This window comes from Frankia sp. AvcI1 (assembly GCF_001420875.1).
Taxonomy (GTDB): domain Bacteria; phylum Actinomycetota; class Actinomycetes; order Frankiales; family Frankiaceae; genus Frankia; species Frankia alni.
In genome coordinates this window covers 159,315-173,343 of sequence record NZ_LJFZ01000004.1, presented here as the reverse complement: position 1 = coordinate 173,343, position 14,029 = coordinate 159,315, and the positions used below count along the sequence as shown (strand labels likewise).

General features: G+C 75.4%; 5 protein-coding genes and 7 pseudogenes. 8 read left to right on the top strand and 4 right to left on the bottom strand.

The window, feature by feature from the left end; all coding sequences use genetic code 11:
* Positions 1-270: 270 nt before the first annotated feature.
* Positions 271-1,142: pseudogene (locus UK94_RS06080) on the top strand (SDR family NAD(P)-dependent oxidoreductase); the annotation flags it as partial.
* A gap of 132 nt (positions 1,143-1,274) precedes the next feature.
* Here UK94_RS06080 and UK94_RS06075 read toward each other — a convergent pair.
* Positions 1,275-3,680 (bottom strand): PASTA domain-containing protein, encoded by a 2,406-nt coding sequence (locus UK94_RS06075; RefSeq protein ID WP_055749044.1) that lies wholly within the window; start codon positions 3,678-3,680, stop codon positions 1,275-1,277.
* A gap of 557 nt (positions 3,681-4,237) precedes the next feature.
* Positions 4,238-4,855: a TetR/AcrR family transcriptional regulator gene (locus UK94_RS06070; RefSeq protein ID WP_011604988.1), complete on the bottom strand. Its 618-nt coding sequence runs from the start codon at positions 4,853-4,855 to the stop codon at positions 4,238-4,240.
* A gap of 124 nt (positions 4,856-4,979) precedes the next feature.
* On the opposite strand from UK94_RS06070, the pseudogene UK94_RS41525 reads away from it, so the two are divergent.
* From UK94_RS41525 to UK94_RS06060, 5 genes and pseudogenes are all read left to right on the top strand, one after another.
* A pseudogene (locus UK94_RS41525) lies at positions 4,980-5,208 on the top strand (alcohol dehydrogenase catalytic domain-containing protein); the annotation flags it as partial.
* A gap of 1 nt (position 5,209) precedes the next feature.
* Positions 5,210-5,527 (top strand): annotated as a pseudogene (locus UK94_RS41520) (alcohol dehydrogenase catalytic domain-containing protein); the annotation flags it as partial.
* A 70-nt stretch (positions 5,528-5,597) separates the two neighbouring features.
* Positions 5,598-5,860: pseudogene (locus UK94_RS41515) on the top strand (zinc-binding dehydrogenase); the annotation flags it as partial.
* A 1-nt stretch (position 5,861) separates the two neighbouring features.
* Positions 5,862-6,101, top strand: a pseudogene (locus UK94_RS41510) (alcohol dehydrogenase); the annotation flags it as partial.
* 387 nt (positions 6,102-6,488) lie between these two features.
* Positions 6,489-6,824, top strand: a complete 336-nt coding sequence (locus UK94_RS06060) for a 4Fe-4S binding protein (protein ID WP_041939400.1) — start codon at positions 6,489-6,491, stop codon at positions 6,822-6,824.
* A gap of 682 nt (positions 6,825-7,506) precedes the next feature.
* Here UK94_RS06060 and UK94_RS06055 read toward each other — a convergent pair.
* Positions 7,507-9,590: pseudogene (locus UK94_RS06055) on the bottom strand (MMPL family transporter); the annotation flags it as partial.
* 1 nt (position 9,591) lies between these two features.
* Positions 9,592-9,682, bottom strand: a pseudogene (locus UK94_RS72935) (hypothetical protein); the annotation flags it as partial.
* Positions 9,683-10,331: 649 nt separating this feature from the next.
* On the opposite strand from UK94_RS72935, the gene UK94_RS06050 reads away from it, so the two are divergent.
* Together UK94_RS06050 and UK94_RS06045 are read left to right on the top strand one after the other, a co-directional pair.
* Positions 10,332-11,876, top strand: coding sequence for a carboxyl transferase domain-containing protein (locus UK94_RS06050; protein WP_055749041.1), 1,545 nt, complete (start codon positions 10,332-10,334; stop codon positions 11,874-11,876).
* A gap of 57 nt (positions 11,877-11,933) precedes the next feature.
* Positions 11,934-14,000, top strand: a complete 2,067-nt coding sequence (locus UK94_RS06045) for a tetratricopeptide repeat protein (RefSeq protein ID WP_055749040.1) — start codon at positions 11,934-11,936, stop codon at positions 13,998-14,000.
* Positions 14,001-14,029 lie beyond the last annotated feature (29 nt).

The window sequence follows — 14,029 nt, the reverse complement described above, 5'->3', positions numbered from 1 at the left end:
CTCCTCCCCCCGGGGCTGGCGAGTGGCCGGGCGCCGGGCGGACCGTTGCGCGGCCAGCGAACGCTCGGTGACTGCGTTGCTAAGCGGAGGAGACTCCACCTAGGCTGGGCCTCGCGGCCGGGAGCCTCGCCCCCACCGGAACCGACCGAGTGTTCCGCAGGGCCCGCGCGCCCCGGCCCGGACGGGCCGCCGCCGTGGCCGTCCCGCCGTCGTCATCCTATCGGCCGGGCTTCCGCCCGGATCCGCCGAGCACACAGGAAGATCATTACTGTGAGCACTCTGATCACCACTCCGTTCTCCGCGACCTCGACCGCGGCCGAGGTGCTGACCGAGGTCGACCTGTCCGGCCGGCGCGCCGTCGTGACCGGCGCGTCCTCGGGCATCGGCGTGGAGACGGCCCGGGCACTCGCCGGCGCGGGCGCCCAGGTGACGATCACGGTCCGTGACCTTGACGCCGGTGCCCGGGTGGCCGCCGACATCACCGCGTCGACCGGGAGCGACCAGGTCACCGTCGCCCCGCTGGACCTCGCCCAGCCCGCCTCCGTCGCCGCGTTCGTCAACGGCTGGCAGGGCCCGCTGCACATCCTGGTCAACAACGCCGGGGTGATGGCCGCGCCGGAGACCCGCACGTCGCAGGGCTGGGAGCTGCAGTTCGCCACCAACCACCTCGGGCACTTCGCGCTGACGACGGGCCTGCGCCCGGCGTTGGCCGCGGCCGGCGGCGCCCGGGTGGTGTCGGTGAGCTCGAGTGCGCACCTGCGCTCCGACGTCGTCTTCGACGACATCCACTTCCTCGCGCGGCCCTACGAGCCGTGGGCGGCCTACGGGCAGTCGAAGACCGCCAACGTGCTGTTCGCCGTCGAGGCGACCCGGCGGTGGGCGGACGACGGCATCGCCGTCAACGCGCTCATGCCCGGCGGCATCCGCACGAAGCTGCAGCGCCACGTCACCGACGCCGAGCTCGACCGGCTGCGGGCGCAGAGCACCGCCGGCGCGGGCGGCGGAGGCGGCGGGGGCATCACCTGGAAGACGCCCGAGCAGGGGGCGTCGACCTCGGTGCTGCTCGCCGCGTCGCCGCTGGTCGACGGGGTCAGCGGCCGGTACTTCGAGGACTGCAACGAGGCCGGCCCGAACCAGCCGGGNACGCGCACCGGCGTGGCGGACTACGCCCTCGACCCGCGTTCGGCCGCGCTGCTGTGGGACGTCAGCCTCGCCACCCTGGCCGGCTGAGCTCACCCTGACCGGCTGAGCTCACCCTGACCGTCGACCGGCGGTCAGGGTGAGGCCGGCGGGGATGGCCGCGGGGACGCGGTCGGCGGACCCGATCCCCCGATCGCCGCGGGGGGGCTCGGCGAGTCGGTCGCGGTGGGGCGGGCGATGTCGAGGGCGACGGTCGACCCCCGGGGCACCTCGCCCGCTGCCGGGGTCTGCCCGACGACCGTGCCGGGCTGGCCGCCCCCGGTCCGGGGGTGCTCGACGACGGTGAGGCCGAGGTCGGTCAGGGCCCGCTCCGCGTCCGCCGCCGTCCGTCCGTGCAGATCGGCCACCGTCACCGTGTCGCTGGCCACGGTGATGGTGACGGTGCTGTGGGCCGCCACCCGGCTGCCCGGGCTCGGCGTGGCGGTGTCCACCTGCCCGGCGTCGGCGGTGGACCGGCCGGTGATGACCTGCTCGACGACGACGAGGCCTTCGGCGCGCAACATCGCGCGGGCCTGCGCGGCGCTCTTGTGGGCGACCTCGGGCACCGTGACCGTGCTCGGCCCCGTCGACACGGTCAGGGTGACGGTGGTGTCGCGGGCGGCCTTCGTCCCGGGCGTCGGATCGATCGCGACGACGGTGCCGCGGGCGCCGTCGTCGGCCCGGTAGGAGCGCTCGATCGTGTCGAAACCGAGCTCGCGCAGGCGGGTCTCGGCCACGGTGGCGTCCTGGCCGACCACGTTCTTGACGGTGAGCAGCCTGCCCGTGGCCGGCGAGGCGTCGGCGGGATCGGTCGTCGCGGCGGGATCCGCTGTGCTCGTCGGCGCGCCCGTCCCGGCGTCGCCGCCGTCACCGCGGGCGCCGCCGTCGCCGCCCGGTCGGGTGGCCGGCCGGGTGGTGGTGGGGCTGACGGGATGGACCGTGGCCGTTACGCCGGGCCCGGCGCCCTGGCCTGCCGCGGACGCGGTGGCGCGGGCGGGTCCGCCGTGGGCGTGCACGAGCAGTCCGATGACCAGCAGCGTGGCCGCGATCACGGCGCCGGCCACGGCCGTGAGCAGCCGCACCCGGCGCCGGTCGGCCGGGCCGCGATCGTCGGTGGGATCGGCGGGGCCCGCGAGCATCAGGTCCAACGGTCCGGTCGCCGGCTCTGGCATCACGGCGACCGCGGCCGGCGTCTGGTCCGGCTCCGTCGCGCCGGCTGCGGGCGCGACGCCGGCTCCCTCGCCGGGCGCGGGTTCGGGTCGTGCCACCGCCAACCCCGTCGCATAACCCGGCCTTCTTCCCGCCCCCGCCCCCGTCACTGCCCCCGTCGCCGTCGCCGTCGCCGCGGAGCCGGCCCCCGACCTCGCCGCGGCAGCCGACCCGGACTTCGAACCCGCCGGGACCGGCCCGGACCCCGCCGGCGCCGGCGCGAGGCCGGATCCCGCCACAGCCGGCGCGAGGTCGGGCCGCGACCCCGACGGCGCCAGCCCCGACGGCCGCGACCCCGACGGTGGCGGCCCGGCCGGCGGCGTTCGGGAGGCGGGGGGCGACGTCGGCGGTGAGATGCTCAGGCCCGTCCGGGGCGGCAGGATGTCCAGCGGACTGGTGACGATCGTCTGTGCGGCGTCGCCGGGGCGCACGAGGCGGCGCAGCAGCTCCTCGGCGGTGGGCCGGCCGGCCGGCTCCCGGCGCATCGCGGCGCGCACGACCGCGGCCAGCGCCGGATCGAGGTCACCGAGCGTGGGGTCGGCGTGCTGGACCCGGCGTAGCTGGGCCGACGTCGGGCCGTCGCCGAACGGCTTGCGCCCACTGCCGGCGAAGATCACCAGGCCGCCCCAGGAAAAGATGTCCGCCGCGCTCGTCACGGTCTCGCCGCGGGCCTGCTCCGGCGACATGAACGCCGGCGTCCCCGCGACCCGGCCCGAGGGCCCGCTGGGCGCCTCGTCGCTGACCCGGGCCAGCCCGAAGTCGATCACCCGCGCGCCCAGCGGGGACAGCAGCACGTTCGTCGGGGTGAGGTCGCGGTGGACCAGGCCCGCACCGTGGATGGCGGTCAGGGCCGCGGCCACGCTGACCGCGACGCGTTCCAGATCGGCCGAGCCCAGCGGGCCGTGGGTGGCGACGGCGCGGGCCAGCGTCGGGCCGTCGACGAACTCGGTGACGAGGTAGGGCTGCCCGTCGGGCGGGTCGACGACGTCGAGGACCTCCGCGGTGCAGAAGCGGGCGACGCGGCGGGCCACCGCGGCCTCCCGCCGGAACCGGTCGCGGTAGCGGGGGATGCGGGCGACGTCCGCGCGGATGACCTTCACCGCGACCAGGCCGGTGTCGCGGCCCCGGCCGAGGAAGACGGTCCCCATGCCGCCCTCGCCGAGTCGACCGAGAATCCGGTATTCACCGAGTTCGCGCGGATCGCCGGGGCGCAGCGGGTCCGGGCGGGTGGCGAGCCCGGTCGTTGTTTCCCGCGGCTCGGTCACCTCGTCGACGTTCTCGCGCGCATCCACCTTTCCTCCCTACGGCCGAGCGAAAATCGGGCACAGGGCGCCTGCTGAATTGTCGGTGACGGCGCNCCCGCCCGGTCGTCCCTATCGGCTACTCGACAGCGTCGACGGCGCCGTTCCCTCGCCCGGGCTGGCCNCCGACGACGGCCCGATGTCACCGACGCAACTCCCCCGCGGGGGCCCCTACCTGGCCCGAAACGGCCAGCCACGCCGCCGGTGCGGGCCGACGGCGAGGACTGACACGGCGACCCGGGTGACCCCCGGCGGCCCCGGGGTGGCGCCCGCGGTACCGGGGCGGCGCGGACGGACCACCGTGTGCACCACCGGCCGTTCTCATCTCGCCGGCGGTAGACCGGTTGTCATTGTCCGCGCCGATCCCGACGGCCAACGCGGCGCATTTCCGCGCCTATTACCTCAGGTCCCGGCCGATCGGTGGAAATCTTGACGGGAATCACGGCCACACCATCAGCCGTAGCCGAACCGCCGGGCCCGGGCCGGCAATGGCCCGCGCGTCCCACGAACGGGCGGCCGGCGACCCGACATCGGGTACCCCCACCCGCTCAGCGGCGGCCGGTGGCGTGGCCGGCGATCAGCATCAGGGTCGTGGCGACGGACGCGGCGGCGGCCTGGTCGACACTGCGGCGGTGCTGGGCGAAGACGCCGTCGAGGTGGAACACGGCGTGCCCGTGGGCCTGGGCGAGGTGCTGCTCGACGAGGATCAGCGCGTCGCGGTAGCTCGGCACCCCGGGCAGGGCCAGCACCAGCGGGAGCAGCGTGTCGAGCAGGGCGCGGGTCTGCGCGCCGAGCTGCGGGTGGCGGCTGCCCGCGAGCCCCGGGGCGAACAGGACGTCCATTCCGGCGCGGCGTTCGATGACGAACCTGGTGTAGGCGCCGGCGGTGGCGGCCAGTCGTTGCACCGGATCGGCGCCGGCGGAGTCCGCGGCCGCGCGCACCTGCCCGGTGAGCTGGCCCGCCGCCGCCGCGGCGGCCGCCGCGAGCAGGCTGTCGCGGTCGGGGAAGTGCCGGTACGGTGCCGCCGAGCTCACCCCGACGCGGCGGGCGACCGCGGCGACCGAGAACGCCGCCAGGCCGCCCTCGGCGATCAGGTCGAGGGCGCCGTCCACCAGTGCTGCCGCCAGATCGCCGTGGTGGTACGAGGTCCGGCCCGGCTCCGCCATTGCCCCCTCCGGTCCCGACGCCTGGACGTCTGTGCACCATACAATCGAAGTGAGTGCGCTCTTACATTGTGGGACCGGGGTGCCGGTCCCGGGGGCGTTCGCAGGTTTTCGTCCGCGTCACACCATGATCACTATGGCCCTCGCCGTTCTTGCGCGGCGCACCCGCCCGGCGGCGGCGAGGGCGCGAGGGAGTTCCATGGCCACCACCGCAGCGCTGGTCGTCCCCGCCGCGGGCGCCAAGTTCGAGCGCTCGACGGTCGAGCGCCGCGAGCTGCGCGAGCGTGATGTCCTCATCGACATCAAGTTCGCCGGCATCTGTCACAGCGACATCCACCAGGCCAAGGAGGAGTGGGNCCGGGGCACCTACCCGCTCGTCCCCGGCCACGAGATCGCCGGTGTGGTCGCCGCGGTCGGCCCGGCGGTGACGAAGTACGCCGTCGGCGACCGGGTCGGCGTGGGCTGCTTCGTCGACTCGTGCGGCGAGTGCGAGGCGTGCGAGGCCGACGAGGAGCAGTACTGCCTCAAGGGCGCGGTGCCGACGTACAACGGCAAGGGCTACGACGGCGAGATCACCTACGGCGGCTACAGCCAGAGCGTCGTCGTCACCGAGCACTTCGTCGTGCGCATCCCCGAGGCGCTGCCCTTCGACGCGGCGGCCCCGCTGCTGTGCGCNGGGATCACCGTCTACTCGCCGCTGCGGCACTGGCAGGCCGGTCCCGGCACGAAGGTCGCCGTCGTCGGCATGGGCGGGCTCGGCCACATGGCCGTCAAGATCGCTCACGCGCTCGGCGCCGAGGTGACCGTGCTCAGCCAGACGCTGAGCAAGGAGTCCGACGGCCTGCGCCTCGGCGCCGACCACTACTACGCCACCGGCGACAAGGCGACGTTCAAGACGCTGCGCCGCTCGTTCGACCTGATCATCAATACCGTGTCGGCGAACCTGCCGCTGGACGCCTACCTCGGCCTGCTGCGCATCAACGGCACGATGGTCAACCTGGGCGCGCCNCCCGAGGCGAGCTCGTTCAGCGTGTTCTCGCTGCTGGGCGGGCGGCGCAGCCTCGCCGGTTCCAGCGTCGGGGGCATCCGCGAGACCCAGGAGATGCTCGACTTCTGCGCCGAGCACGGGATCGCCTCGGAGATCGAGCTCATCGGCGCCGACGAGGTCGACGAGGCCTACGAGCGGGTGCTGCGCAGCGACGTGCGCTACCGGTTCGTCATCGACATCGCCACTCTGACCCAGGAATAGCGCCGGACCGGGGAACAGCCTCGGACCGGCCGGCCGCGCCGGCGCCGGACACCGTTCCGGACCGGCGCGGCCGGCCGCGCTGACCTGCGCCTCGACCCGACGCGGCAGGAAAAGAGCCAGGAAAACTTCATCGTCGACATTATCCTTGACATCATTGTTTTGCTGGCCCCGAGGAATATCGACGTCACCTTTCCCGCGCGCTATTTGTTTACATGAGATTCACAGCGCGCGCCGTTTCGACCTCGCCCTGGCCGCTACGATTCCTTTCGGGTTCGCCGCACGGCACCCGCCCCGGCCTACCAGCCGGAACGAAAGTCGTAGGCCAGCCACGCGATTGNCGACCGCCGAGCAGCGGTCCGCAACGTCGATCCGGAAATGAGGGCTCCCATGCCATACGTCATCACCGCGGCGTGCATTGATGTCAAGGACGGCTCCTGCCTGGAGGGCTGCCCGGCCGACTGCATCTACGAGGGCGACCGCAAGATGTACATCAACCCCGACGAGTGCACCGAGTGCGGCGCCTGCGCAGTCTCCTGCCCCGTCGGCGCCGCCCTCAGCGACGACCGGGTGAAGGCGAAGGACAAGGAGTTCATCGACAGCGAGGCGGCGTTCTTCACCGACATCCTCCCGGGCCGCGACGAGCCGCTCGGCGAGCCCGGCGGCGCCGCCCGCGTCGGCAAGATCAAGGCCGACACCCCCTTCATCGCCTCCTACGTGAAGTAGCGACCCGCGGGCGGCCCGGCCCTCCCCCCGGCCGGGCCGCCCGTCTGGCCGGCTCCACCACCGTCTGGCCGGGCCGTGATCCGCCGAGCTGTCGGGGGCCGACCCGATCATCGGCCCTGACCGTCGGATCGGCCTGCCGCCATCAGCCGACGGCGTCAGATCGGCGCGGAACATCCACCGAGAGCTCCGCATTTTCAGAACCGCCATCACTGCCGTCCGCAGGACAGGGCAGATGGTTCCCGGGCGGCCGATCTCCGAGGTGGACCTTGTTCCACCCAAGGCTCTCCTGGATTCTCTCCGGCTTTCGAGTGCCGGGTTCTTCGGGCGTTGAGGCCGCGGGCATCCCCGCCCGGCCGCCGTCGCCAGACTCATGACCTCGGGTACCCGTCAGCCCGGCCCGCGCCGCGTGACCACCACTGCCGGCCCACCAGCCGGATTGCCGGCCACTTCAGGGCCAGGCGCGCGCTGCTGGCCTGACGATCACGCCGCCCGCAGGCCCCGACGGACGCAGCGCCCGACAGTCGACACCGGCCGGCGGGCCCGTCCACCCGAACGGCCGTCAGTCGAACGGGCAGTCAGTCCGGGTGGGGACTGCCCCGCCGGGGTGGTTCGAACCAGTTCCACGGCGCGGTGACGGTGGGCCCGGCCGCCTGCCCGGCGACGCCCCGGCCACCGGGCAGGNGCACCGCCGCCTCGACCTCGCGACCGGCCATCGCGCCGACGGCGGCGGCACGCGGCGCCCGACTCCGGGTGGTGAGCCGGGTCGGCACCGTGTTCTCGGTGTTCTCGGTGTTCTCGGCGGAGGCGGCCTGGGTCGCCGGCCGGCGGCCGGCGGCGTCCCGGGTGAGGTGCACCAGCGCCGGCAGCAGCAGGACGCGCAGCACCAGCGCGTCGAGCGCGACGCCGACGGCCAGTCCGAGGCCGAGCAGCTTCATCGTGCGCACCTGCTGGCAGGCCAGCCCGGCGAACACGGCGATCACGATCAGGCTGGCCGCGACGACCACCGGGCCGACGTCCGCGTGGCCGGACCGGATCGCCGTCGCCGGGTCCTCGCCGTCCGGCGGCCGCCCCTGGGGGTCCCACAGCCGGCGCAGCAGGGTCAGGTGCATGCCGATGGCCAGGGCGAAGGACAGGATCAGGATGAGGCCCAGGACGAACGGTTCGATCGGCCCGGCGCGCACCCCGAGCAGCCCGGCGAGGTGACCGTCGCAGAAGACGAAGGTGATCGCGCCGAGCGCCGCCGCCGTCGTCAGTGCGCTGGCCGCGACGATCGCCACGGTGGGGCCGACGCAGCGCACGTTGGCGAGCACACACACCCCGAGGACGACGAGTTCGAGGGCCGCGAACGCCGGCAGGACCCGGGTGAAGCGCGTCGCCATGTCGTCGAACAGGGCGGTCTGGCCGCCGATGTGCACCCGCACGGCCGTGCCGGCGACGGCGGCGGGCACCGTGCGGGTGCGCAGCCGGCGCACGAGGTCGCTGGCCTGCGCCGACCGGGGCTGCGCCTGGGTCAGCACCTCGATGAGCGCCGTGCGGGTGGCGGGGTTCTGCAGCACCGGGAAGGCCCGGACCACCCCCGGGGTGGTGCCGAGGCGGTCGACCAGGGTCGCCAGGACGGTCGGGTTGGCGGCAGGCAGGCTCGCGGCGGGCGGGTGGGCAGCGGCGGGCAGGCCCGCGGCAGGCAGGTTCGAGATGGCGACGAGCACGGGACCGTTCAGGCCCGCGACGTAGTCGGCGCTGATGATGTCGTAGGCCCGCCGGGTGGTCTCCGACGTCGGGTCGACGCCCCCGTCACCGCCCCCGAGGCGCAGCCCCGTGATCGGCAGCGCCAGCGCGGCCAGCAGCAGGACCGCCGCGGCGGCGAGCACCCCCGGGAAACGGCCGACGAGGCCCGCCCACGCCGAGCGCAGACCCGGCCGGACCGGCAGGCCACGGCCGGTGGCGCGCAGGTGGGTGCGTTCCGTCCACACCAACAGGGCCCGGCCCGCGACGGCGAGTGAGGCGGGCAGCAGGGTGGCGATGGCGAGGCTGGCGACCGCAGCCGCGACGAACGCGGCGGGGGCGAGGCCGGCGAGGACGCTCCCGCGCAGCGCGCTGGTGCCGAGCATGACGACGGCGAGGCCGAGGCCGCCGCGGGTGAGTGGGCGCCCGGACTGGACCAGGCTCGCGGCGACCGCGTCGAGGGGCTGGCGCCCGGCGCGCATCTCGGCCTGGCAGCGGTGGACGACCACGACCGCCGCGCCGAGGCTCACCCCGACGGCGATCATCACGGCGAACGGCGGTGCCAGCGGGCTGACGTCGACCCGGTGGGAGAGCAGGGTCACGCCCGCCTGCACCCCCGCCGCGGTCGCGGCGGCGACCAGGGCACAGACGGCGACCCCGCCCGGCGCGCGCACCACCAGGCAGAGGATGATCGCGGCCGCCGCGACGGCCAGGGCGATCGGGGTGACGGAGATGTCCCCCTGGACGATCATCGTCGTGCCGGGGCCCGCCATCTCCACCTGCAGGTCCGGCCCGTCGTAGGCGCGGGCGGTCGTGATCAGGCGCCGCACCGCGCCGAGGTCCGGGGTGGTCGCGGCGCCCTTCATCACGACGCCGACGATCGCCGCACGCCCGTCGCGCGCCACCGGTTCGACGCCGAGCAGCAGGGCACCGGCCGGGCCGTACGGATCGATCGCGGTGGCCACGCCGGGCAGCCGGGCGACCCGCGTGGTCATCGCCGCGATCCGCTGGCGGACGGCCGGGGTGTTGATGTCGCCCTCGCGGNCCCGCACGACGATCATCTCGGCGTCGGGCAGGCCGCCGGGCACGACGTTCGTCAGGGCGTCGGTCGCGAGCTGGGAGTCGGTGCCGGCAACNCCGAACACCTGGCGGTAGCGGGTGCCCTCGTGGGCCGCCAGGACGTTGCCGGCGACCAGAACGACCAGCCATGTGCCCACCACGATCCACCGGTATCGCAGGCACCACCCGGTCATCAGCCTCACAGCTCACTCCTCGACGCCCGGGCCGCAGCCCGCGACGCCTCGCCCTGTTTGTCCGTATTGCCGCTACCGCGGGGACAATATGAGCGCATCACGACGATCACCGTCAACGAGTGCCCGGTGCTGTGCGGCCGAGATGGCACGGGGGTGCCGGACGGTGACCGGAACTTCGAGGGTCGGCGTTCCACGTCGACGAAACGACGTCGACGAAACGACACCNGCGCACCGACCTCGGCGAAACGACCCCGGCGGATCGACCCCCGCGAAACGACACCGGCAGACAGGCGTCGACGTGACCGCGTCGACGACCAGCAAGGAATGTGCGGCCTATTCCGTTCCCCGGCGGGCGGAAGCGAGCTCTATTGGTTCTTTAGGGGGATGCAAGGCGGCTGGTCGACACTGGCAGAAACGCCGGGGGCGGACGGCCCNCCGGTGACCGACCGACCCGTGGCGCGGCACGGGTGGCGCCCGGGGATCNCATCGGCGATNCCGATCGCCGCCCACCTGTCGCGCGGGAGAGGAAGCCATGACCCAGCCGACCAGGATCGGCCAGACCGCGGTCGTCATCCCCGGCCAGGATGTGCGCGACCCCGGTCGCCGGCTGTCCCAGCTGTTCGACGCGGGCTCGTTCGTCGCCACCGCCGGGCCCACTGGCGGCCGCGTGCTGGCCGGGCGGGGCCGCATCGACGGCGTGGCCGCGGTGGCCTTCTGCACGGACGGGACCCGCATGGGCGGAGCGCTCGGCGCGATCGGCGCCGGCCAGATCGTCGCCGCCATCGAGGAGGCCGTCCGCCACGGCGTGCCGGTCGTCGGGCTGTGGCACTCCGGCGGGGCGAGCCTGGCCGAGGGCGTCGAGGCGCTCGACGGCATCGGCCAGATCTTCGCCGCCATGATCCACGCCTCCGGGCGGGTGCCGCAGATCTCCGTGGTGCTGGGGCCCGCGGCCGGCGGCGCCGCCTACGGGCCGGCGCTGACCGACGTCGTCATCATGGCGCCCGACGGGCGGGTCTTCGTCACCGGCCCGGACGTGGTGCGCAGCGTCACCGGGGAGCAGATCGACATGGCCGGTCTCGGCGGTGCCGACGCCCACGGCCGGCGCTCCGGCGTCGTCCACGTCGTCGCCCGCTCCGAAAGCGACGCCTACGAGCGGGCCCGGCGGATCACCACGCTGCTCGCCGCGCCGGGGCACGTCGACCTGGACACCATCACCGCCGAGGAGGCGGCCGCCGACGCCATCACCGCCGACAAGGCGGCCGCCGGCGCCGTCACCGCCGCGCAGACGGCCGCCGACGCCGGGCCGGAGCTGGTCGCGCCGGACCCGCGCGACCCGCGGTCGCTGCTGCCGCAGCGGGCGCGGCGGGCCTACGACGTGCACCCGCTGGTGTACCGGCTGCTCGACGGCGACGACGGCCCGGGGGGCTTCGAGGAGCTCCAGCCGCGCTGGGCACCGAACGTCGTCGTCGGCCTCGGCCGGCTCTACGGCCACAGCGTCGGCGTGATCGCGAACAACCCGCTGCGCAAGGGCGGCTGCCTGGACTCCCTGAGCGCCGAGAAGGCCGCCCGTTTCGTGCGGATGTGCGACTCCTTCGGCGTCCCGCTCGTCGTTCTCGTCGACGTCCCCGGCTACCTGCCCGGCGTCGGCCAGGAATGGGACGGGGTGGTCCGCCGCGGCGCGAAGCTGCTCTACGCCTTCGCCGAGGCGACCGTGCCCCGGGTCACGCTCATCACCCGCAAGTCGTTCGGCGGCGCCTACATCGCGATGAACTCCCGCTCGCTCGGGGCCACGGCCGTGCTCGCCTGGCCCGAGGCCGAGGTCGCCGTGATGGGCGCCGAGGCCGCCGTCGGCATCCTGCACCGGCGCGCGCTGGCCGCCGCCTCCGACGACGAGCGGCCCGGCGTGCTCGCCGGCCTCGTCGAGGAGCACACCCGCACCGCCGGCGGCGTCGAGCGGGGGGTGGCGCTGGGTGTCATCGACGACGTCATCGACCCGGTCGACACCCGCCCCCGCATCGCCCGGGCGCTCGCGGCCGCGCCGGCGCGGCGCGGCGCGCACGGCAACATCCCGCTCTGAGGACGCCCGCACCGGGAAAGGCGCCCCACCGCGTCCGTGCCCGCGTAATGATCGGGCATGGCCAGACGCGGTCGCGAGCGTGGAAGGAGCGGGCGGCGGCCTGCGGGCGACGAGGCGCTGCTCGCCGCCTTCGACGATCCCGGCGACGGGATGTTCACCCCGCTGGAACGGGCCGTGGTCACGGTGGCGCTGGATGCCCGCCGGCTCGGCCACGCCAGCGCCATCCCCGCCGCCCTGCTCGCCGACGCCACCATCGAAACGCTCGCCGACGCCACCGCCGGGATGCCGCCCGGCCGGCTGCCCGGCGAGGACCCACGGTGGCTCCTCCCCGTGCTGCACGAGCTGTGCCACGGGGCCCGCACGCGCATCCCGGGCGGATCGAGCGCGCTGGTCGAGGAGCGGGCGGGCGCCGGGCTCCCGGTGATCGGCTACCACCCGGCGGCCATCCTGGTCGAGCACGCCGGCCGAAGCCGCCGCTGTGTCGTCCCGGCGCAGCCCTTCTGGGACGCCGCGGCCCGCCATGCCCGTTCCCTCGACGACCTGCTCGGGCTCGCCGGCGCCGCCCGGGACCGGGGGCGGATCCGGATCGCCGTCGCGCTCTACCAGCGGGTCGCCGACGCCGGCGCACCGGGCGGCACGGCCGCTCTGCGGGAGCTGGGTGGTTTGCGGGAGCGGATCGGGGACCACCACGGCGCCGCCCGGGCCTACCAGCGCGCCGTCGACGTCGGCGACCGCTCGGCGCTGGCGGGGCTCGCCCGCGCGTTGGCGGCCGCCGGGGACGATGCCGGGGCCGCCCGCGCCTACCAGCAGGCCATCGACGCCGGCGACACCGACCAGGTGGGGTGGCTGGCACTGCTACGGGAGCGGACCGGCGACCACCACGGTGCCGAACAGCTCGCCCGCCAGGCCGGCGACGCCGGCCACCGGGGCGTGTGGGCGGCGCTGGCACGGCTGCGGGAACAGGCCGGCGACAGGCAGGACGCGGAGCGGTTCGCCGGCGAGGCCCGCAGCCTCCGGCTGTGGCGTGACCTGGCCCGGGGCCGAATCCGGGCCGGCGACCACCAGGGCGCCGAACGCATCGCCCGTCAGGCTCTCGCGGCGGGCGCGGTCTTCGTACTGCGGGATGTGGCCCGCCGGCTCGAACGGGCCGACGACGTGCAGGCATCCCTGAGGCTCTACCGCCTTGCCGTCGACGCTGGTCACCGCACGATGCTGGCGGAGCTGGGCCAGGCACGCCACCGCGCCGGCGACGCGGCGGAAGCCGCCCTGGCCCACCGGCAGGCCACGACCGCCGCCACCACCACCGACACCACCGACACCACCGAGGCCGCCACCACCGACGCCGCCGACGCGGCGCTGTGGCGCGAGTCCCGCGCACGCGAACAGGAGGGTGATCATGACGGCGCAGCCCGTCTCGCTCGCCGGCTCGCCGACGCCGGGGACCACGGCATGCTCCGCGAGCTGGCCCGGGCCCGCGAGCGGGCCGGGGACCGCAGGCAGGCCGAGCGGCTCGCGCGCCACGCCGCCGACGCTGGCGACACCACCGCGCTGCGGGAGCTGGCCCTGACCCGGGAACGGGCGGGGGACCACGCCGGCGCGGTCCGGGTCTACCGGCGGGCCGCCGACGCCGGCGACACCGGTGCGTGGGGCGGGGTCGCTCGGATGTACGAACGGGCCGGCGACCCGCAGGCGGCGGCCCGGGTGTACCGGCGGCTGGCGGACGCCGGCGACGCCGCCCTGCTGCGCGACGTCGCCTGGGCACGGGAGCGGGCCGGGGACCCGGACGGTGCCGCCTGGGCCTACCGGCAGCTCGCGTCCACCGGCGACACCGACCTGCTGCGCCGGCTGGGCCGTGCGCGGGAGCAGGTCCGCGACCTCGACCGGACCGCGTGGGCCTACGAGCAGGTCGCCGACGCGGGCGACCCCACCGCGCTGCACGACCTGGCCCGCGTGCGCAGGCAGGCCGGCGACCCACCCGGGATGCGGCGGGCCTACCTGCGGGCCGTCGACGCCGGGGACACCGGCGCCCTGCGCCTGCTCACCGACGCGCTGGGCGCCGACGCGGGCCCGCTGCTGCGCTACGGCCTGGAGCCCGACGGCCAGGTGTCGCCGCCCTGGTGGTGAGCGCCCCCGGGGTGAGCGGCTCGGGTGGC

Coding starts and splice junctions, on each gene's coding strand:
- UK94_RS06045 (WP_055749040.1), top strand. CDS start 11,934: ATGGCCAGACGCGGTCGCGAGCGTGGAAGGAGCGGGCGGCGGCCTGCG.
- UK94_RS06070 (WP_011604988.1), bottom strand. CDS start 4,855: ATGGCGGAGCCGGGCCGGACCTCGTACCACCACGGCGATCTGGCGGCA.
- UK94_RS06050 (WP_055749041.1), top strand. CDS start 10,332: ATGACCCAGCCGACCAGGATCGGCCAGACCGCGGTCGTCATCCCCGGC.
- UK94_RS06060 (WP_041939400.1), top strand. CDS start 6,489: ATGCCATACGTCATCACCGCGGCGTGCATTGATGTCAAGGACGGCTCC.